Source organism: Alsobacter sp. (assembly GCF_059501845.1).
In genome coordinates this window covers 1-19,907 of sequence record NZ_JCACDK010000009.1, presented here as the reverse complement: position 1 = coordinate 19,907, position 19,907 = coordinate 1, and the positions used below count along the sequence as shown (strand labels likewise).

Annotated in this window: 16 protein-coding genes; 5 read left to right on the top strand and 11 right to left on the bottom strand. The window is 69.2% G+C overall.

Going from position 1 to position 19,907, the window contains the following annotated elements; genetic code table 11:
• Positions 1 to 46 precede the first annotated feature (46 nt).
• Positions 47 to 352, top strand: coding sequence for a hypothetical protein (locus AC5JCN_RS07070; protein WP_495754332.1), 306 nt, complete (start codon positions 47 to 49; stop codon positions 350 to 352).
• Here the strand turns inward: AC5JCN_RS07070 and AC5JCN_RS07065 are convergent.
• Entirely contained in the window at positions 322 to 537 is a 216-nt protein-coding gene (locus tag AC5JCN_RS07065) for a hypothetical protein (protein ID WP_495754331.1), read from the bottom strand. The two genes, AC5JCN_RS07070 and AC5JCN_RS07065, sit on opposite strands and share 31 nt — an antisense overlap.
• A 154-nt stretch (positions 538 to 691) precedes the next feature.
• Between AC5JCN_RS07065 and AC5JCN_RS07060 the strand changes: the two genes are divergently transcribed.
• Positions 692 to 985, top strand: coding sequence for a hypothetical protein (locus tag AC5JCN_RS07060; RefSeq protein WP_495754330.1), 294 nt, complete (start codon positions 692 to 694; stop codon positions 983 to 985).
• Positions 986 to 1,000: 15 nt separating this feature from the next.
• On the opposite strand, the gene AC5JCN_RS07055 is transcribed toward AC5JCN_RS07060, so the two are convergent.
• From AC5JCN_RS07055 to AC5JCN_RS07040, 4 genes are read right to left on the bottom strand one after another with little or no spacing between them, the layout of a single operon-like run.
• Positions 1,001 to 4,099: an efflux RND transporter permease subunit gene (locus tag AC5JCN_RS07055; protein ID WP_495754329.1), complete on the bottom strand. Its 3,099-nt coding sequence runs from the start codon at positions 4,097 to 4,099 to the stop codon at positions 1,001 to 1,003.
• Complete coding sequence (locus AC5JCN_RS07050; protein ID WP_495754328.1) at positions 4,086 to 7,208, bottom strand: efflux RND transporter permease subunit; 3,123 nt, start codon at positions 7,206 to 7,208, stop codon at positions 4,086 to 4,088. The genes AC5JCN_RS07055 and AC5JCN_RS07050 overlap by 14 nt, the downstream gene beginning before the upstream one ends.
• Positions 7,205 to 8,503, bottom strand: coding sequence for an efflux RND transporter periplasmic adaptor subunit (locus AC5JCN_RS07045; protein WP_495754327.1), 1,299 nt, complete (start codon positions 8,501 to 8,503; stop codon positions 7,205 to 7,207). Before AC5JCN_RS07045 ends, AC5JCN_RS07050 begins: the two co-directional genes overlap by 4 nt.
• A gap of 46 nt (positions 8,504 to 8,549) precedes the next feature.
• On the bottom strand, positions 8,550 to 10,037 hold the full coding sequence (locus AC5JCN_RS07040) for an efflux transporter outer membrane subunit (RefSeq protein WP_495754326.1): 1,488 nt from the start codon (positions 10,035 to 10,037) through the stop codon (positions 8,550 to 8,552).
• 171 nt (positions 10,038 to 10,208) lie between these two features.
• Here AC5JCN_RS07040 and AC5JCN_RS07035 point away from each other — a divergent pair, with 171 nt between their 5' ends.
• Positions 10,209 to 10,592 (top strand): hypothetical protein, encoded by a 384-nt coding sequence (locus tag AC5JCN_RS07035; RefSeq protein WP_495754325.1) that lies wholly within the window; start codon positions 10,209 to 10,211, stop codon positions 10,590 to 10,592.
• Between the two features lie 196 nt (positions 10,593 to 10,788).
• Here the strand turns inward: AC5JCN_RS07035 and AC5JCN_RS07030 are convergent, their stop codons facing one another.
• From AC5JCN_RS07030 to AC5JCN_RS07005, 6 genes are read right to left on the bottom strand one after another with little or no spacing between them, the layout of a single operon-like run.
• Complete coding sequence (locus tag AC5JCN_RS07030; protein WP_495754324.1) at positions 10,789 to 11,688, bottom strand: NAD-dependent epimerase/dehydratase family protein; 900 nt, start codon at positions 11,686 to 11,688, stop codon at positions 10,789 to 10,791.
• Complete coding sequence (gene rfbC / locus AC5JCN_RS07025; protein ID WP_495754323.1) at positions 11,685 to 12,221, bottom strand: dTDP-4-dehydrorhamnose 3,5-epimerase; 537 nt, start codon at positions 12,219 to 12,221, stop codon at positions 11,685 to 11,687. Before rfbC ends, AC5JCN_RS07030 begins: the two co-directional genes overlap by 4 nt.
• Before the next feature lie 4 nt (positions 12,222 to 12,225).
• The gene (locus AC5JCN_RS07020) at positions 12,226 to 13,500 is read right to left on the bottom strand and encodes a class I SAM-dependent methyltransferase (protein WP_495754322.1); all 1,275 of its coding nucleotides are present in this window, start codon (positions 13,498 to 13,500) and stop codon (positions 12,226 to 12,228) included.
• Entirely contained in the window at positions 13,497 to 14,549 is a 1,053-nt protein-coding gene (gene rfbG / locus AC5JCN_RS07015; RefSeq protein ID WP_495754321.1) for a CDP-glucose 4,6-dehydratase, read from the bottom strand. The genes AC5JCN_RS07020 and rfbG overlap by 4 nt, the downstream gene beginning before the upstream one ends.
• A complete protein-coding gene (rfbF, locus tag AC5JCN_RS07010) occupies positions 14,549 to 15,322 on the bottom strand; it encodes a glucose-1-phosphate cytidylyltransferase (RefSeq protein WP_495754320.1) in 774 nt (257 codons plus the stop codon). Before rfbF ends, rfbG begins: the two co-directional genes overlap by 1 nt.
• Positions 15,319 to 17,619 carry an O-linked N-acetylglucosamine transferase, SPINDLY family protein gene (locus AC5JCN_RS07005; RefSeq protein WP_495754319.1) on the bottom strand — a complete coding sequence of 767 codons (2,301 nt, stop codon included), beginning with the start codon at positions 17,617 to 17,619 and terminating at the stop codon, positions 15,319 to 15,321. The genes rfbF and AC5JCN_RS07005 overlap by 4 nt, the downstream gene beginning before the upstream one ends.
• 207 nt (positions 17,620 to 17,826) lie before the next feature.
• Between AC5JCN_RS07005 and AC5JCN_RS07000 the strand changes: the two genes are divergently transcribed.
• Both AC5JCN_RS07000 and AC5JCN_RS06995 read left to right on the top strand, forming a co-directional pair.
• Positions 17,827 to 18,813 carry an acetamidase/formamidase family protein gene (locus AC5JCN_RS07000; RefSeq protein WP_495754318.1) on the top strand — a complete coding sequence of 329 codons (987 nt, stop codon included), beginning with the start codon at positions 17,827 to 17,829 and terminating at the stop codon, positions 18,811 to 18,813.
• Positions 18,814 to 18,851: 38 nt separating this feature from the next.
• A complete protein-coding gene (locus AC5JCN_RS06995) occupies positions 18,852 to 19,613 on the top strand; it encodes an SDR family NAD(P)-dependent oxidoreductase (protein WP_495754317.1) in 762 nt (253 codons plus the stop codon).
• Positions 19,614 to 19,907 lie beyond the last annotated feature (294 nt).

Below are 19,907 nucleotides of genomic sequence, written 5' to 3'. Positions count from 1 at the left end.
CGCGTCATCCCGCCGTTCCGCACGGCACAACAAGGAGGACGACGCCATGGGCGAAAACTGGTCGCTCGAATCGGTGCATCATCTGCGCGAGCTGGCGCTCGAAAAGGTCCCCGTGCCCGTCATTGCGATGACGATGCGCCGGGGCGTCGGAGACATTCACGCCAAGCTCGCCGAGTTGGGGCTGACCGCTCCGATGGGAGCGGATAGCGACGCGGATACCTCCGGCGAAGATGCCGGCCCCGAGGCACCGCAGGTGCCGGCGCCCGGCTTCGGCCTGATGGGCGACGACGCCGATCGGGAATCCCGCATGGCGACACCGCCTCAGCCGGAACCGGGGTCGGCTTCGTTCTGATTGGCTGCAGCGCCGGGGTCGGGCAGCGCGCCCGTTCCCGGCGTCTTGTCATGATCCGTCAGTGCCGGGTCCGCATGCGGTCCCGGTGCCGGCTGACGGCCCAAGCCGCCCTGCCCGGGCGATGGCGCCGGCATGTCGCCCGGGCGGTGCTCGATCGCGTCCGCGGCAGCCTTGTCGTCACCCATGAGCCTCTCCTGTGCCTTGCGAGCCAAGAAACCGGCCGCATCCGCACTGCCAACGTAACGCCGAGAACGCCGTTCCCGACGCAAACGGAACCGCATCGGAGGCCCGGAAGTTGCGACGGCAGAGCCATCCATCCATTGGCAGCGGGAGAGAATGATGCAGCAGCAGGGCATGAACGCAGACGCGTCCGGAGCGCAGGACGAAGGCCCGGGCAAGGTCACGAAGGTCCACGTGTTCGAATCGCCCGGCAGCACCGAGTACGGCTTCACCTGTGACCAGACCGGCGCAAATCTCCCGGCACCGGACGGCGAGCCCTGGAAGCACTGGCGCACGGTCGACATGGGCCCGGGCGCGGAGATGCAGGTCGGTGTCGATCCCGACGAGATCGAGCAGGGCATCCGCGAGAAGGGCTACCTCGTCTCCACGATCAACGACCTGCCGACGATCTGATCGTCCCTCTTTCCGTCATTCCGCTGGCACCGCCGCCGGGGCACGGCGGCGCAGCCGCCCCAGCCTCCGCCCGAGCGCGTAAAAAGCCAGGTAGATGGCCGGCGTGGTGTAGAGCGTCAGCGCCTGCGACACGATGAGGCCGCCCGCGATGGTAATGCCCAGCGGGCGGCGCAGCTCGGCACCGGGACCCGTCGCCAGGATCAGCGGCAAAGCGCCGAGCAGAGCGGCAAGTGTCGTCATGAGGATAGGCCGGAAGCGTTCCAGGCACGCCTCACGGATCGCCTCGCGCGGACTCATCCCAAGCCGGCGCTCGCACTCGAGTGCGAAGTCCACGAGCATGATGCCGTTCTTCTTCACGAGCCCGATCAGGAGCACCAGTCCGATCATCGCGATCAGGGTCAGTTCGCTGCCCGTGACCTGCAGGGCAAGCAGCGCGCCGAGGCCGGCGGAGGGGATGGTGGACAGGATGGTGAGCGGCTGCGTGAGGCTCTCGTAGAGCACTCCGAGGACGATGTAGACCGCCGCCACGGCGGCAAGCAGCAGCCACCCCTGGTTGCCGGAAGACTGGATGAAGGCCTTCGCGTCGCCCGCCGCCTCAACGCGGATCGAGTCGGGCAGGTGCAGTTCGGCGATGGCCCTGTCGATCCGCTCTGAAGCCTGCGACAGCGTCGTGCCCGGTGCGAGATTGTAGGAAAGGGTGATGGCCGGGAACGGCCCCTGATGGTTCACCGATAGGGGCGCCAGCGTTTTCTCCACCTTCGCAACGGCACTCAGCGGCACCTGCGTGCCGTTGGCGCCGGGAACGTGGAGCTGGGAGATGTCAGCCGGGTCGCGGCGCGCATTCTCCTCCACCTCCAGCACGACCTTGTACTGGTTGCGTGGCCCGTAATAGGTCGAGATCTGCCGTTGGGCGAAGGCGTTGTTCAATGCCGCCCCGACATCCTCCATCCGCACTCCGAGCCGTGCTGCCGTCAGTCGTTCGATGCTGACATCCGCCTGGAGCCCGTTCTTCTGGCGGTCGGAGTTGACGTCCGCGAGCCCCGGGACCCCCTGCAACTTCTCCAGCACGACCGGGCCGGCTCTGGTCAATGCCGTGAAATCCGGCCCCCACAGCGTCAGCTGGTAGGCGGAACGCGAGCTGCGGCCGCCCATGCGCAGATCCTGGACGGGAAAGAGATAGGTGCTCACGCCGGGGATGCCGGCCACCCGCTTGCGAAGGCCATCGACGGCCAGAGGCACGGCCGGCCGCTCGGATGGCGGCTTGAGGGTGACGTAGAGGCGGCCATTGTTGACGGCGGCACCGAAGCCCGAGCCGCCGATGGAAGACCCCACCCCGGCGACGTTGGGGTCGGCCTGGATGGCTTCCGCCACCTGATGCTGCAGTGAAGACATCGAGGGGTAGGAGATATCGGTCGACGCCTCCGTAAACCCGAACAGGAGTCCCGTCTCGCCCTCGGGAATGAACCCCTTCGGCGTTTGAATGAAGAGGAACACCGTCGCCGCGACCGTGCACAGCAAAGCGAGCACGCCCCAGCCCCAGGCACGCAGGAGGGGATCGAGCGTGCGCGCATAAAGCCTGACCGACGCGTCCAGCGTGCCTTCGACCAGCCGGTCGAAGCGCCCCCGCTCGCTGCGCGGCGGCCGCATCCGGGCGCACAGCATCGGCGTCAGCGTAAGCGCCAGCACGGTCGAGACCGCAATGGCGAAGGCCAGCGTCAGCGAAAACTCGCGGAAGAAGAGCCCGAGCGTGCCGCCCATGAAGACGAGCGGGATCAGCGCCGCGATCAGCGAGAGGGAGATGGCGACGACCGTGAAGCCGATCTGCCGCGCCCCCAGCACGGCGGCTGTGAACGGGTCCTCGCCGGCCTTGCGGCGCCGGTCGATGTTCTCGATGACCACGATCGCGTCGTCGACGACCAGCCCGACCGCCACTGCGAGCGCCATCAGCGAGAGGTTGTCCACCGAGAAGCCGGAGAGCCACATCAGCCCCGCGGTGCCGGCCAGGGAAAGCGGCACGGTCGCGCCGGCCGCCAGCGTCGGGATGAGCCGGCGCAGGAAGACGAGCACCACGCCCATGACCAGCAGTGCCGTCACCCCGAGCGTGATCTGCATGTCCTGCACGCTGGCGCGGATGGTTTCGGTACGGTCCGAGAGAACCTCGACGTCGAGCCCGGCCGGGGTCCATCGCTTCAGGGTCGGCAGCAGGGCGCGGATCCGGTCCGTGGTCTCGATGACGTTGGCATCGGCCTGCTTGGTGACAATCAGCAGCACGGAAGGCCGGCCGTTAAAAAACGCCTCCGAGCGGCTGTTGCGCGTGCCGTCCTCGACCGTGGCGACACTGGACAGGCGCACCGCGCCGCCGCTGTCGTCGGCCTTGAGGATCAGGTTCCCGATCTGCTCCGCCCGGCGAAGCTGGTCATTGACCCCGATGGCGTAGAAGCCGGATGGACCGTCGATGGCGCCGGCCGCGCCCAGTGCGTTGGTGCCGGCGACGAGGGTGCGGACATTCTCGAGGCTCGTGCCCATCGCGGCGAGGCGCCCGGCATCGACGCGCACGCGCACCGCCGGTTGGTCGGACCCGCTGACGCTGACCTCGCCCACCCCCTCCACTTGCGCGATGCGCTGGGCGACGACGCTGTCGGCGGCGTCGAAGATGGCGCTGGCCGTCATCGTGTCCGAGGTCAGCGCCAGGATCATGATCGGCGCGGCGGCCGGGTTCGTCTTGCGGAAGGTGGGAAGGGTCGGGAGATCGCTCGGCAGGTCCGAGACCGCCGCGTTGATGGCGGCCTGAACGTCTCTCGCCGCGCCGTCGACACTGCGCGAGATGTCGAACTGGATGACGATGCTGGTGCTGCCCAGCGAGCTGGACGAGGTGATCTCCGTCACCCCCGCGATCTCGCCAAGGCGGCGCTCCAGCGGGGCCGCGATCGTGGACGCCATCGTTTCCGGGTCTGCGCCGGGCCGGCTGGCGCTGACGCGGATGGTGGGCAGGTCGACGGCGGGCAGGCTCGCGACGGGCAGGTGGAAGTAGGCCACGATGCCGACGATCAGCAGTCCGAGGCTGAGCAGCGTCGTCCCGATGGGGCGGCGGATGAAGGGCTCAGACAGCGTCACCGGCGACCTCGGCAGTCAGGGGGCCGCCCGGCCCGGCCGCGCGCCGGCGGCGCAGCCGCTCCAGCACGAGGTAGAGCACCGGCGTGGTGTAGAGCGTGATCAGCTGGCTGAGGAGCAGTCCGCCGACGACGGTGATGCCGAGCGGCACGCGCAGCTCCGATCCCGGGCCGCCGTCGAGCGCCAGCGGCAGCGCGCCGAAGAGGGCGGCCAGCGTCGTCATCATGATCGGCCGGAAGCGCAGGACGGACGCCTCGGTGATGGCTCGGCGCGGATCCATGCCGCCGCTGCGTTCGGCCTCCAACGCAAAGTCGATCATCATGATCGCGTTCTTCTTCACGATGCCCATCAGCAGGATGATGCCGATCAGCGCGACGACAGACAGCGGATGGCCCGTCAGCTCGAGCGCCAGCAGCGCGCCGACGCCCGCCGAGGGAAGCGTTGAGAGGATCGTCACCGGGTGCAGGGCGCTCTCGTAGAGCACGCCCAGCACGATGTAGATGGTCACGATCGCAGCCAGGATCAGCCAGGGCTCCCCCTCGAGCGACGAGGCGAATTCCGCCGCGTCCCCGGAGAACCGCCCGGTGACGGTATCGGGCATGCCGATATCCGCCTCGGCCCGGGCGATCGCCGACACCGCGTCGCCGAGCGCTCCCCCCTCCGTGACGTTGAAGCTGATGGTTGCGGCCGGGAACTGCTCGTCGCGCGACACGACGAGCGGTGCCGTCAGCGTCTCGACCCCGGCGACTGCGCCGATCGGGACCTGGACGTCCCCTGTCCCGGGCAGGAACAGCTTCAGGAGCGAATTCGGATCCTCCCGATAGCGGTCCTGCGCCTCCAGAATCACCCGGTACTGGTTGGCCTGTGCGTAGATGGTCGAAATCTGCCGCTGGCCGAAGGCGCTGTTCAGCGTGTCGCTGACGTCCTGCACCGAGACGCCCAGCCGGCCCGCCTTTTCGCGGTTCACCCTCACGAACAGCCGGCCCCCGCCCGGCTCCGTCTCGGTCGCGACCTGGGCGAAGGCCGGCTCGCGCGTCAGCCGCGCGGCCAGCTTCTCGGCCCAGCCATTGACCTCGGCCGAGTCGGTGCCGGTCAGCACGTACTGGAATTGCGCGCGGCTCGACCGGGTCGAGATCTGCACGTCCTGGACGGTCTGGAACGTCACGTCGATGCCGGGGAGGGTCGCAGCCTCTCGTTGCAGGCGCGCGATGACTTCGGAAGCGGACGCGTCCCGCTCACCGCGCGGCTTCAGCGTCACGATCAGGCGGCCGGTGTTGGGCGAGAGCGTCTGCGGCCCGGTTCCCAGCACCGACCCTACGCCTGTCACGTCGGGGTCGCGGGCGATGAGGTCGGCCATCTGCTGCTGGCGCTCCTTGAGCGCCTCGAACCCGACGGTCGGTTCCGCCCGCGTGATGGCGGAGAGCAGGCCGGTGTCCTGCAGCGGCAGGAAGCCCTTCGGCATGGTCACATAGAGCCACGCCGTCGCACCCAGGGTGGCGGCCATGACCAGCAGCATCAACCCCACGCGGTCCAGCACGGCCTCAAGGCTGCGGCGATAGATGCGCAGGATCCAATGCTCGCGCGCCGCTTTCGCCTCGCGGCGCGGCGCCGCCTTCAGCATCCGCCCGCACATCATCGGCGTGAGCGTGAGCGAGACCACGGCCGAGACCACGACGGCAATGGTCAGCGTCAGCGCGAACTCGCGGAACATGCGCCCCACGATGCCGGTCATGAACAGAAGCGGGATGAACACCGCGATCAGGGATACGGTCAGCGAGATGACGGTGAAGCCGATCTCGCGGGACCCCTTGAGCGCCGCTTCGAGCGGCGGGTCACCGTCCTCGACGTGACGCACGATGTTCTCGATCATGACGATCGCATCGTCGACGACGAAGCCGGTGCCGATGGTCAGCGCCATCAAAGAGAGGTTGTCGAGGCTGAAGCCCGCGTACCACATCACCGCGAAGGTGCCGACGAGCGACAGCGGCAGGGCGGCACCCGCGATGATCGTCGCCCGCCAGCTGCGAAGGAAAAGCAGCACTACCAGCACGACGAGCCCGACGCTGACGGCGAGCGTCAGCTGAACATGCTCGATCGAGGCCCGGATCGTTCCGGTCCGGTCGTGCACGACTTCGATCTCGACGCCGCTCGGCAGTCCCCTTCGCAGGCGCGGAACCTCGTCGAGCACGCGCGCGACGGTCTCGACGACGTTTGCGCCGGGCTGGCGCTGGACATCGAGGAGCACCGCGGGTTCGCCGCGATACCAGCCGGCGATGCGCGCGTCCTCCAGCCCCTCGACCACGTCGGCGACATCGGACAGCAAAACCGGCGCGCCGTTGCGGTAGGCGACGACGATGCCGCGGTAGGCGGCGACATCCGCGATCTGGTCGTTGGCGGCGATGGTATAGGACTGCTGGGCCCCGTCCAGAGAGCCCTTGGGGCCTGAGACGTTGGCGGCGACAACGGCCTGCCGGACGTCGTCGAGGCCCAGTCCGTAGCCGGCAAGCCGGCTGAGATCGGCCTGGACCCGCACGGCGGGACGCACGCCGCCCTGCACCGAGACGCGGCCGACGCCGGAGATCTCGGCCAGCCGTTGCGAAACCAGCGTGTCGGCGAAGTCGCTGAGCTGGCGCACGGAGTAGGTCCGGGACGTCAGCGCCAGGGTGACGATGGCCGCGTCGGCCGGGTTGATCTTGGCGTAGATCGGCGGGGAGGGCAGGTCCTTCGGCAGCGTCGAGCCCGCGGCGCTGATGGCGGCCTGCACGTCCTGGGCCGCGCCGTCGATGTCACGGTCGAGCGCGAACTGCAGCGTGATCTGGCTGATGCCGAAGGCGCTGGCCGACGTCATCGACGTCAGGGAGGGGATCTGCCCGAGCTGGCGCTCCAGCGGCGCGGTGACGAGCGCGGCCATCGTGTCGGGATTTGCCCCCGGCAGCCTTGTCGTCACCTGGATCGTGGGAAAGTCGACCTGCGGCAGGGACGAGACCGGCAACGCCCGGTAGCCCATGATGCCGGCGATGAGGATCGCGACGGCCAGGAGCGCGGTGGCGACGGGCCGCAGGACGAAGAGCGCCGAGATCCCCGACCAGGAGGCGGCGCGCGGCGCACTCACGGCGTTGCAGTCCCGCCCCGGCCGCCGGCATCGGCGCGCGGCCGGGTCGCGGCCGGGTCGCTGGACGCAGCCTCGCCGCCCGTGGCGGGGCGGCGTCGGTGCGGCGCGCCGGCGGGCGTGTCGCCCGGCGTAGCCGGAGCGGCAGGATCGGAGACGGTGATCTTGGTGCCCTCGGCCAGCCGGGCGAAGCTCGACGTGGCCACCTGCTCGCCTTCCCTGAGCCCGTCGGTCACCACGGCGCGCGTCTGGTCCTGCTGGGCGATCTTCACCTCACGCACGGAGACGGTGCCGTCTCCCACGACGTACACGAACGGTCCCTTGGGTCCGCGCTGGACGGAGGCGGTCGGCACCGTGACGACGCCCTGCAGCGTCTCCACGAGGAGCTTGACGTTGACGAACGCGCCCGGCCAGAGCGCGAGCCCGCTATTAGGGAAGTTGGCCTTGAGGCGCACCGTGCCGGTCGTCGGGTCGACCTGGTTGTCGACCACCTCCAGCACGCCGCTGTCGACCGGCTTCTCGTCGTTCGCATCCATCGCCTGCGCGGGCAGCGCCCCCTTGGCCATCGCCGCGGCGATCCGGGAAAGCTCCTGCTGCGGCACGTTGAAGACGACGGAGATCGGCTGGATCTGCGACACCGTGACCAGCCCGGTGGCATCGGAGGCGCGCACCAGCGTACCTTCGTCGACGTTGCGGATTCCGGTCCGGCCGTCGAACGGCGCCACGACGCTGGTGTAGGCGAGGGTGGCGCGCGCGCTGTCGATCGCGGCCTGGTCGGACTTCAGCTGCGCGACGAGCTGTGCGACCGTGGCCCGCTGGGTGTCCGCCTGCTGGCGGGTAGCCGCGTTCGTCTCGGCGAGGCGGACATAGCGATCGAGGTCACGCCGGGCGTTATCCAGCTGCGCTTCGTCCTGCGCCTTCTTCGCCAGTGCCTGGTCGAGGGTGGCCTGGTAGAGCGTGGGGTCGATGCGGGCGAGAACATCGCCCTTCTTCACGTCCTGGCCCTCGCGGAACAGGATCTCGACGATCTGCCCGTCGACCTGGGGACGGATCGTCACGGTCTGCGCCGGCTTTGCCGTGCCGACGGCGGCGATCGTGACGGGCACGTCGGCGCGTGCCGCCAAGGCCGCGAGGATCGGGACGGGATCGTTCGCGCCTGCCGCTCCGCCGCGGCGGCGACCTTCCTGCCTGGGCGCCTGCTCGGTCGTCTGATGCCGCTCCAGCACCGCCGGGGCGAGCAGCGCTCCGGCCGCGACGAGCACCGCCGCGACGGCAGCAACCCGCCAGAACTTCGCCATCAGACCCCTCGTCCGCGTGTGAATGCTGTGGACATATAGGGTGAGATCATGGCTTCGCCTTGTCCTGCCCGCCCGCCGGAGCAGTCCAGCCGCCTCCGAGAGCCTGGTGGAGCTGCACTGCGGCGAGAAGCCGCGACAGCCGCGTGCGTGCCACGGCGTCCTCGTCCTCGAACAGCGTCTGCTGCGTCGTCAGCACGGTGACGATGTCCACCGTGCCTTCCCGCAGCCGCTGTTCGGAGATTTCATAGGCCCGCCGCGCGCTTTCCAGCGCGTCACGCTGCAGCTTCTCCTGCAGGGCCAGCTGGCGGGTGGCGATCAGCGCTTTCTCGACGTCGGCGAACGCGCTGATGACGGACTTGCGGTAGGCCTGCAGGAGCTCGGCCTCGCGTCCCTGCGCCTGCTCCAGCTGGCCCTCCAGCCGAAAGCCCTGGAAGATGGGCTGCACGAGATTGGCGCCCATGCTGGCGAAGCCTGCAGCCGGGTTGAACAGGCTGCGCAGGGCGAGGCTCTCGAAACCGCCCTGCGCCGACAGGCTGATGGACGGGAAAAAAGCGGCCCGCGCCGCGCCGACGTCGGCATGGGCCCCGGCAAGCTGCGCTTCGGCATAAGCGATGTCGGGCCGGCGCAGCAGGAGTTCGGAGGGAAGTCCGGGCTTCACCGCCGGAAGCGCCGTGGCGCCGAAGCCGCGCCCTTTCACGGTGATGCGCTCCGGGGCGCGGCCGAGCAGGATGGCGAGGTTGGCCTCGTTCTGCCCGATCTCCTGGTCGAGCGGCGGGATCTGCGCCTTGAGGTTGGCGACCACGCTCTCCTGCTGGGCGAGGTCGAGGGAGGTCGCCGTGCCGACCGCCAGCCGCTCCTGGATGATGCCGAGGATGCGGCTCGCGCTTTCGATGTTCTTGCGCGCGATGGACCGGCGCTCATAGGCACCGAGCACCTGAAAATAGGTGGTGGCGGTCGATGCGACGCTCGACAGGGCGATCGTGTCGCGGTCGAAGCGGGAGGCCTGCGCCACGTCCTGCACCGCCTGATAGGTGAGGCGGTTCTTGCCCCAGAAATCGAGTTCGTAGCTGGCGCCCAGACCCGTCGAGAACAGGTTGCGAACCGTGTTCCCGTTCACGCCGCGAATGCGCGCAAGATCCGCCGAGCGGCTGCGTTCGCCAGACCCGTTCAGGTCGATGCTGGGCAGCAAGGGCGCGCCTGCGACCCTGGCATTGGCGTCCGCCTGGACGATGCGGGCCTGCGCCGCTGCGATATCGAGGTTTCCGGCCTCTGTATCCTGCACGTAGCGCGTCAGCTCGGGCGACCGGAACGCCCTCCACCAGTCCGTCGCAAGCGGGGCCGCAGCACCTCCGCCGGCGTTCGTGTAGCGCGAGGGCACGTCCAGCTTCGCGTCGGGCGGCGGGGTCGTGATGCAGCCGCCCAGAAGCACCGCGATCAGGGCGGACTTCGCGACGGACCACGAGAAGTGTGACGGCATGGAGGTGGTACGCAACACGGGCTGCTGGCGGGAGCTTTCGATGGAAGACGGTTCCATGCCGCCCGTCTACACCGGATTCGCATCGGCAGGACTGCCGCGATGTCTCACCGCCAGTCAGGCGCGCTTTCGTGATGTGCGAAACGTTTCAGATCGGCAGGCCGTCGTTCGGCTAGTGTTCAGGTTGAGCAGCCTAGGGTTGCGCAACCTTGTATGGAGGGCGTCATGTTGATGAAACGCACAGGAGCCGTCGCGCTCGCCGGGCTCGCGCTCGGCGCCAGCCTTCTCGCAGCCATTCCCGCCGAGGCCGGTGCCCGGACGGGGACGTGGCGCTACGGTCCCTATGGTCACGGCTACGGGTATGGCTACGGTCACGGCTACGGATATCGGGGTGGCTGGAACCCCGGCGCGGCGGCGGCAGCCGGCGTCATCGGCGGGCTGGCGCTCGGCGCACTCGCGACGGCACCGTCCTACGGCTACGGTGCGCCGGTCTACGCGGGGCCGCCGGCCTATGAGGCTGGTTACGGGTATGGCGACGAGTGCTTCTACCAGCGCCAAGTCGTCTACGACTCCTGGGGCAACCCGCACCGCCGCAAGGTTTTGGTCTGCCCCTGATCGCGCTTGAGATGCCCCGGCCGGTCAGGCGCCGGCCGGGAGCATCGCCAGAACGGCGAGAAGGCTCGCTGCCGCGATCAGCGGCACGAGGCGGGCGAAGGCCGGGGTGTCTGTCCTGATCATGTGACGGTCCCTCCGTTTTGCCCCAACGCATATGCAGCGCCGTGGTTCGCGGGGCTGGCGGTTGGCAGCGAACTCAGCTCTCGTGCAGGGCCTCGGGCGTGGCCAGCCCCGGCCAGCCATCCGGCGCCCGCCAGCCGACCTCGCGGGACAGCCGGCCCGTTTCGGCGATCATCGAGGCCACCTCACGAGGCCCCGGTTCGGCAGACAGGATCTCCACGCACCCCCGCCGGCCGGCCTGCTCCGCCACATGGCCCGCGAGGTCTGCCAGCGTGACCGGCCGGCCGCTGGCGACATTCACCGCGTCCTGGCAAGACGACGAAACGAGCGCAGCCAGCGCTTCACCGGCGGCGGTCACGGGAAGGTAGTCACGCACCAGGGCGCCGTTGCGCACGCGGGCCCGGCGGCCCGCAGCGAGGTCGGAGAGGAGCGACGGCACGAACCGGCGGGCATGCTCGCCCTTGCCGTAGAGGTGAAACAGACGCCCCCAGGCAAAGGACGATTCTTTCTCGCGAAAGTAACGCGCCAGCAGGCGGTACGCTGCCGCCTTCGCCTCGCCATAGACCGTATCCGGCCCCAGCGGGTCGCTTTCGAAGCGTGGGCAGGCGCCGCCGTCGCGCCAGTCGTATTCCGCGCAGGTGCCGACGCCCACGAACCGGATCGTGCCCGCCTCGGCGGCCGCCCGGGCCAGCGCAAGAGTGGCACCGGCCCAGTCGAGATTGTCCGGGCTGGACCAGAAGCGGTCGTGATCCACCGTCCATGCACAGTGCAGGACGTGGCTCGGGCGCACGCGCAGCATCAGCACTCCAGCCTGCCCGGCATCGCGCAGGTCGGCCTTCCACCACGTCACGCCGGCAGAGGGGCTCGGTGGCGAGCGCGACACCGCATGCACCTCGAACCCTGCCGCCACAAGAGGCTCGAGCGTGCGGCTGCCGACGAAGCCCGACGCCCCCGTAACGAGCACGCGGCGCGTCACGACCCGGCCTCCCAGGCCGGCCAGGACAGGTCGCGCTGCGACACCACATTGGCCACGCGCGGCCAGTTGATCGCGAAGGCCGGGTCGTCGAAGCGGGCACCGCGGGCGGAATCCGGCGCGTAGGACGCGTCCATCGCGTAGTGCACCTCGGTCGCATCGGCGAGGGTGATGAGCCCGTGCGCGAAGCCCCGGGGCACGAACGCTGCATGGCGCTCTCGGGCGTCGAGATACATGCCGTGCCACCTGCCTCGTGTCGGCGACCCCGGACGCAAATCGACGCAGACGTCGAACACTGCCCCGGCGGTCACCCGCACGAGCTTGGCCTCGTCGTGCGGCGGTTCCTGCCAGTGCAGCCCCCGCAGCGTACCGGCCGTGGCACTCCACGAGACGCCCGACTGCACCGGAGCGAATGCGATGCCGGCTTTCCGGAAGTCCTCCGCGCACCAGGTCCGGGCAAAGAACCCCCGGTCATCCTCGACGGGTCGAGGCACGACGACGACGAGGCCGGGGAGGGGTGTCGGCTCGATGCGCAACGCGCTAGACCGGCCGCGACGATATTTCGGGAATGGCGGTCACCATGCGCCCGCCCCATTCGCGCATGGGATGAAGCACCGCCGCGATCTCATCCGCGATGTTCCAGGGCAGGGCGAGCACCTCGTAAGGCCTACCGTCCAGCATCTCCTGCGGCGTGACCACGGGAATCCGGCTGCCCGGCAGCAGGCGGCCCTGCTTCGCACGGCCGGCATCCGCGACGCACGGGATGTCGGCAGCGCCGACGCAGGCGGCATTCAGGAAGGTGTTGCCCTTGGCGGCCGCGCCATAGGCGGCGATGGCGTGCCCGTCCCTTCGGCTGCTGTCGAGCCAGGCTGCAAACCCGTCCAGCACGCCGAGGACACGGCGCTGGAAGCCGTGATAGGCGAAGCCGTCCTCCAGCCCCAGGCAGCACTCCTCCACCCGCACGGCGGCGAGGCGGGGCGTGGTCTCGTAGCTCCTCAGGCTCTTTGCGAGGATTCGCAGGGACCCGCCATGGGTGGACAGGCGCTCGATGTCGAAGACGTGCAGACCGTGCGCGGCGAGGACGCGTTCCGCGGCGTGAAAGGACCAGTAGGCGTAGTGCTCGTGGTAGATCGTGTCGAACTGCACCTGCGTCACCAGCCTGGCGAGGTGAGGCGTCTCGATCGACACGGTCCCCGACTGGCCAGCCAGTCGCGCCAGACCGGCGACGAAATCGTTCAGGTCCGGCACATGCGCGAGCACGTTGTTGGCGACGACGAGGTCCGCATGGCCGTGGAGGCTGACGATTTCGTCGGCGAGGCTCTTGCCGAAGAAGCCGATCATCGTCGGCACGCCGTTGGCGATCGCCTGCGCCGCGACGTTGGCGGCCGGCTCGACGCCGAGGCAGCCGACCCCGGCCCGCATGACGTGGCTGAGCAGCCCCCCGTCGTTCGAAGCCACCTCGACGACGAAGCTCCTGCGCCCGAGCCGGAAGCGCCGCACAGCTGCCTCGACGAAGTGCCGCGTATGACGGTCCCAGGTCGAGGACACGGACGAGAAGTAGGCGTAGTCGCGAAAGATCGACCGGGCGTCGACGATATGGTCGAGCTGCGCGAGCCGGCAGCGCGAGCATACCCTCACGGCGAGCGGGTAGGCGGGATCCGGGGTGTGGGCGTCGGCCGGGTCAACGTAGCCATTGGCCAGCGGCTGCCGTCCGAGATCGCAGAGGAGGTCGCCCAGATCACCGTCGCAGAACCGGCAGCGGACGACCGCACGGCATGCCGCCTCTCGCGGGTGGGCTGGTGCCTCGACCGTCATCGTGCCACCGCCTCTGCCGCGGCGCGGCGCGAGCGAGCCGCCATGTCCTCGCCGGTCCGCCACGCCGCATGCCAGCGCGCCGTGTCAGCCACGGCTTCGGCCGGGGTGAAGCGAGGCGTCCAGCACAGGGTGCTCCGCGCGAGCCCCGAATCGAGCGCCAGCTTTTCGGCTTCCGGCAGCGCCTCCGAACCCTCGGGCACCCACGGCAACCGCTGGCCGGCGGCTTCGCAATAGGTGGAGACGACCTCCTCGACACGGAGCGGCGGGCCTTCGGGGCCGAAATTGAGCGCCGTCGGGGTCGCCCGCGGTTTCCGGCAGAGATCCTCGACATGCAGGAGATACCCGGTCAGCACGTCCAGCACGTGCTGGAACGGACGAGTGGCCCGGGGCCTCCGCAACCGAAGCACCTCACCGGACTGAGCCGCACGCAGAAGGTCAGGCAGCAGCCTGTCCTCGCCAAAGTCGCCTCCGCCCGCGACGTTGCCGGCGCGCGCCGTCGCGACCGCGCCCAGTATTCCGTAGGTCGTGGTGAAGGCGGCGACCGCCAGTTCGCAAGCGGCCTTCGACGCGGAGTAGGGGTCTTCTCCGCCCAGCGGATCCTCCTCGCGAAACGGCTCGCCTGTCCCGCTGTTCCGGTAAACCTTGTCGCTCGTCACCATTAGCGCCGCCGTCCAGCCGGGCTGGTGCACAAGAGCCTCCAGCAGCGTGGCCGTCCCGCCGACGTTCACGGAGAAAGTCTCGGCCGGCGCCGCATGGGCACGCGACACGATGGCCTGCGCGGCGAGGTGGACCACGACCTCCGGCCGCGCCGCGGCGAGAACGTCGCGCAGAGCTCCGGGATCGCGGATGTCGCCCGTCCATCCGGCAACGCTCCGGCCGGCGCCGAGGGCGGCGTAGGCCGACGCGCCCTTCTCGGGCGGCAGCGCGAAGCCGCTGGAGAGCGCGCCGAGTTCCTCCAGCATCAGGAGCAGCCAGGAGCCCTTGAAGCCCGTATGCCCCGTCACGAGCACCCGGCGTCCCTTCCAGAAGCTGCGGTCGGGAACGCGCATCACCACACCTTCCACGGCGCGTTGCCGGTCGCCCAGAGCTCCTCCAGCACCTTGCGGTCCCGCACCGTGTCCATCGGCTGCCAGAACCCGCGATGCTCGAAGGCCATGAGCTCACCGTCGCGCGCGAGCCGCTCCAGCGGGTCGCGCTCCAGCACGGTCTCGTCGCCCGGTATGAAATCGATGACCCGCGGCGACATGACGAAGAACCCGCCATTGATGGTCCCGCCGCCGGTCTCCGGCTTCTCGACGAAGCGGGCGACCCGGTTGCCCTCGCGCTGCAGGGCGCCGAAGCGGCCGGGCGGCGTCACGGCCGTCACGGTCGCCAGCCGGCCGTGCGACCGGTGGAACGCCAGGCTGGCGGCGACGTCGACATCGCCGACGCCATCGCCATAGGTGAGCAGGAAAGGCTGATGCGGATCGAGATGGCGCGCCGCGCGACGAAGGCGCCCGCCCGTCTGCGTGTCTCCGCCGGTCTCCACGAGCGTGACGCGCCAGGGCTCGGCCGGCCCTGAATGATAGGTCACCTCGCCGCTGGCGAGGTCGACGGTCACATCCGATGCTCGCAACCGGTAGCGGACGAACCACTCCTTGATCTGGTCGCCCTTGTGGCCGAGGCAGATCACGAACTCGGTGATCCCCGCTGCCGCGTAGATCTTCATGACGTGCCAGAGGATCGGCCGGCCGCCGATCTCCACCATCGGCTTGGGGCGCAGGTCGGTCTCCTCGGCGAGCCGCGTCCCCCGGCCGCCGGCGAGGATCACTGCGCGCGTCATGGTACCTCCTCCATCCACGCCAGCGCTGCATCCTGGAAGTCGCGAATGAAGGTGCGTGGCTGCCCGAGCGGATGATCCGCGATGCGCTGCCGGGCGTTGCGGCGAAAATCGGTCCGCCAGGCGACGTCAGCCGCCGCCTTCAAGGCGAGCGCCACATAGGTGGCGCGATCGAAGGCGCACCACTCTCCCAGTCCGGCATTGTTCAGGTTGGAGTATGAGAGCCGCTCGAAGAACGCCTCGCCGACCAGCGTGACCACCGGCACGCCCATCCACAGCGTCTCGCAGGTCGTCGTCCCTCCCGTCTGCGGAAAGGTGTCGAGTGCCACATCGATGGCGTTGTACCAGCCGAGATGGTCACCCCGGATGCCGACGAAACGGAGCCGGCTGCGCGAGACGCCGCGTTCTTCGAAGAAGCGCCCGACATTGTCGCGGAAGGAGACCATGCCCGCTTCCGGCCGCACGAAGAGCAGGTCGGAGTGTGGCAGCGCGAGAAGGATTTCCGTCCAGGTTGCAAAGAGATCCGGGTTGAACTTGTAGATGTTGTTCATCGTGCCGAACGTCACCCTTCCCGTCCGCTCGGAGGGCACCAGGGGATCGATCGCGGGCAGCGGGGAGAACCCGGGCTGGTGCAGCGCGACCCAGCTGTGGCGCAGCCGGAAGGGCTTCTCGACGAGCAGGGCGGGGTCGGGCGGTTCCAGCCAGGGGTCGACGAGAATTCGGTCGATCGTCTCCAGGCCGGCGGAATGCGGATAGCCGAGCCAGCTCGCCTGGCGCGGAGCCGGTTGCCACGCCATCGTGGCTATCTTGTTCATGTCGGTCGATCCGCCGAGTTCGAACAGGATGTCGAGCCCGTCGGCCGCGATGAGCTGCGCGGCGTCCCGGTCGGTGATGGCGGGGTGCTTGCGGAACGTATCGACGCTGGCCGCGATGCGCCGCTCGATCTGATCCGCGGGGCCCGTGTTCCAGGAATAGCAGAAGACCTCGAAGCGCGAGCGGTCGAGCCCGGTGATCAGCGGCTCGGCGAAATAGGCGACCGGGTGATGACGCAGGTCCGACGACATGAAGCCGATGCGCACTTTCGCGCGCCGGGCCGGAGGAGGGCGCGACACCGGCGTCTGGCGGGCAATCACCTCGAGCGGCCGCAAGGCTGTCCGGTGCAGGTCGACCAAAAGCCGGCGATGCGCGGGCGTCGACACCTGGCCCAGCATGTAGTGAAGGGCAGCCTCTTGGCCCGTCGTTGCGAAGTGGTGCCCGAGATCCTCGAAGCTGCCCAGGGATTCAGCGCGCTCGAAGTCACAGGATCGGCTCAGGATGCCGCGCAGGGCCTTGGCATCCTGCCGCGGATTGCCGAGTACCAGGCGCAGACGGGCGAGGACGTAGGCGGCGGCCATGGCCTTCTGTTCCGCCGGTCCTCGTGTCCGATCGAGATTGTCCGCCGCGGCCGAGACGATCGCGGTGTCGTCCGGAGCGAGCCGCAGGGCTTCGGCGTAGTGCACGCTGGCGGTCGGGCGATCGTCAAGGGCGAAGGTCCGGGCCAATTCCGCACGCAGCCACGCCGCGCGGGGCTCGGCGGTGATCCGCTCGCCGATGTAGTGTCTGGCTTCCTCGTAGCGGCCATCGCGCCGCAGCAGCTTGATCCGCGTATCGACGAGCGCGCGGGCCGGTCCGATCAGCGAGATCGCACGGTCGACAATGGCGAAGGCCTTGTCGCGCCTGCCCTTGTCCTCCTCCAGTGCCACGAGGTCGACCCAGGCCAGCACGTCCAGCGGCTTCATGGCGCGGGCGGTCTCGGCGTGTGCGATGGCCTCGTCGATCCGGCCCGCCCGCCGCGCGGCGAGGCCGAGCATGCGCCTGGCCTGCCCGTCGCCGGGGCGCCGATCCACCAGCATCGCAAAGACGCCTATGGCCCGCTCGGCCTTGCCTTGCGCCAGCAGGACGTTCCCGAGATTGGACAGGAGCACGCCTTCACCCGGCGCGAATTCGAGGGCACGCTCCAGCTCGGCCGTCGCCTCGTCGAAGTGTCCGAGAGCCTTGAGCGCGACTGCGATGACGTTGCGAAGCCGCCAGTCCTCGCCCGTCAGGCGCAGCCCTGTGCGGCACCAGCGCTCTGCGTCCTCGTGACGCCGCGCCTCATGCAGCAGGATGGAGAGCTGCAGGATATCCGTGGCGGCCGGCGTTTCTCCGCTCTCGATTTGGCCCTGCAAAGCCGCCTCGAGACGGGCGGCCTTCTCCAGGCGCGTGACGGCGCCGGGCACGAGAGTGCTGTCGGGAGAGCTTGCGTGCTGAGCTGCAGACATGTCCGGTTGCCGCCAAACAGCGGCGCAATCAATGAGTGAATCAAAAGGCGTCGATCAATGAGCTGGAGTTTACGCGATCCCTCGCCCATGCGGCAAGGGCGTGCTCTCCGGCGGACACCCTGCCACGCTCCAGGTGAATGCCGCGTTTCCGCCCGGGCTCTTTCCTCCCGCGCCGGCGCCTGTATCGTGGCGGCAGGGGAGGACGACATGAGCTGGATCGACACGTCTTACATGGGGCGGCTCGGCGTGGCCAAGGGCGCGCGCGGCGACACGCATGCGCTGACCGAGGCGGCGCAGGGCGAATACAAGTTCGTCTATGGACCCTACGCGGCTCCCGTGCTGCGCATCCGGCCCGGAGACGTGGTGGCCGCCGAGACGCACGACGCCTTCCACGGCGCCATCAAGACGGAGAAGGACCTTCCCTCCAAGGTCCTGACCATGCCCTTCGTGAACCCGCAGAACGGGCCCATCGCCGTCGAGGGCGCGAAGCGCGGCGACACGCTGGCGGTTCACATCCTCTCCATCGTGCCGCGGGGGCCGCAGCCCGTCGGCACCACCGCGCTGATTCCCGAATTCGGCGGGCTCGTCGCCACGCCCACCACCGCCATGCTCAACGCCCCACTGGCCGAGAGGGTGAAGAAGATGGAGGTGACGACGGAGGGCGTGAAGTTCAGCGACCGCGTGACGCTGCCCTACGAGCCCTTCATCGGCACGCTCGGCGTCAGCCCGCAGATCGAGGCGGTGTCGTCCCTCCAGCCCGACTATTGGGGCGGCAACATGGACCTGCCGGACGTCGCGCCAGGGGCCGTCGTCTATTTCCCGGTCCTGCACGACGGCGCGTACCTGTTCCTTGGCGACTGTCACGGGCGGCAGGGGGATGGCGAACTCTGCGGCGTGGCCGTCGAGATGCCGGCCGTCTGCACGGTGCAGGTCGACCTCATCAAGGGCTGGTCGGTCCCGGGCCCCAGGCTCGAGACGGAGGACTTCATCATGAGCGTCGGCAGCGCCCGGCCGATGGAGGACGCGGCCCGCATGGCCTATCGCGACCTCGTCCGCTGGATCGCTACCGACTACGGCTTCGACGAGGACGAGGCGTATTTCCTGTGCACGCAGGCCGGCCGGGTCCGGCTCGGCAACATGGTCGACCCGAAATACACCGTCGGCGCGTCGATGAAGAAGGCCTACATCGCCTGAGGCCGGAAGGCCGGGCTGGAACACCGGGAGGGGACGACATGGATCTGGGATTGAAGGGGCTGAATGCCGTGATCACCGGCGGCAGCAAGGGCATCGGACGGCGCTGCGCCGACATCCTGGCCGGCGAGGGCGCGAACGTGGCGATCTGCGCACGCAATGCGGCCGAGGTCGACGAGGCGGTCGCGGCGATCAAGGCCAAGGGCGTGAAGAGCTTCGGCCAGGCGGTGGACGTCGCCGACAAGGCGGCGCTCGAGGCCTGGGTCGGCGCGTCCGCCGCGTCGCTTGGCGGGATCGACATCCTCATCGCCAACGTCTCCGCATTGGCGGTGGAGGACAACGAGGAGGCCTGGCGCAAGCAGTTCGAGGTCGACATGATGCACACGGTGCGTGCCGTGAACGCATCGCTGCCTTACCTGGAAAAGAGCAGGGCGCCGGCGATCGTCGTCATCTCCAGCGTGTCCGGCCGTGAGATCGACTTCACCGGTCCCGCCTATGGCGCCTTCAAAGCGGCGCTCATCCACTATGCGCAGGGCCTTGCCTACAAGCTCGCGGGCAAGATGATCCGGGTGAACAGCGTCTCGCCCGGCAACACCTATTTCGATGGCGGCATCTGGCAGTACATCGAGAACAATCTGCCGGACCTGTTCAACCAGGCTCTCTCGCTCAACCCGACCGGGCGCATGGCGACGCCCGAGGAGATCGCGCGCGGCGTCGTCTTCCTGGCGAGCCCGGCCTCGTCCTTCACCACCGGCACGAACCTCGTCATCGACGGGGCGCTGACGAAGGGCGTGCAGTACTGAGCCGGACCCGGCGGCCGGCCGCCGGTCTCCCGACCGCCTCTGCCTGAGCCGCCGGCCTTCCGGGCCGGCGGCTTTTCGCGCGTGGGTGTCCCGATCCGGGATTCTGGTCGATTCTGCCGGTTATTCCAGCATTCTCCGGGCCACGAGCCTCATTGACGTGCGCTCCCGCCTGTTTCTACTCTGCGCCCAGGCCCGCACCGCCGGACTCTCCGGCGGCAAGGACGGGCGTGCCCTAATCGACATGGGAGGACGCGATGGCGAGTGGGATGCAATTGCCGCGTGAGGATTTGTTGA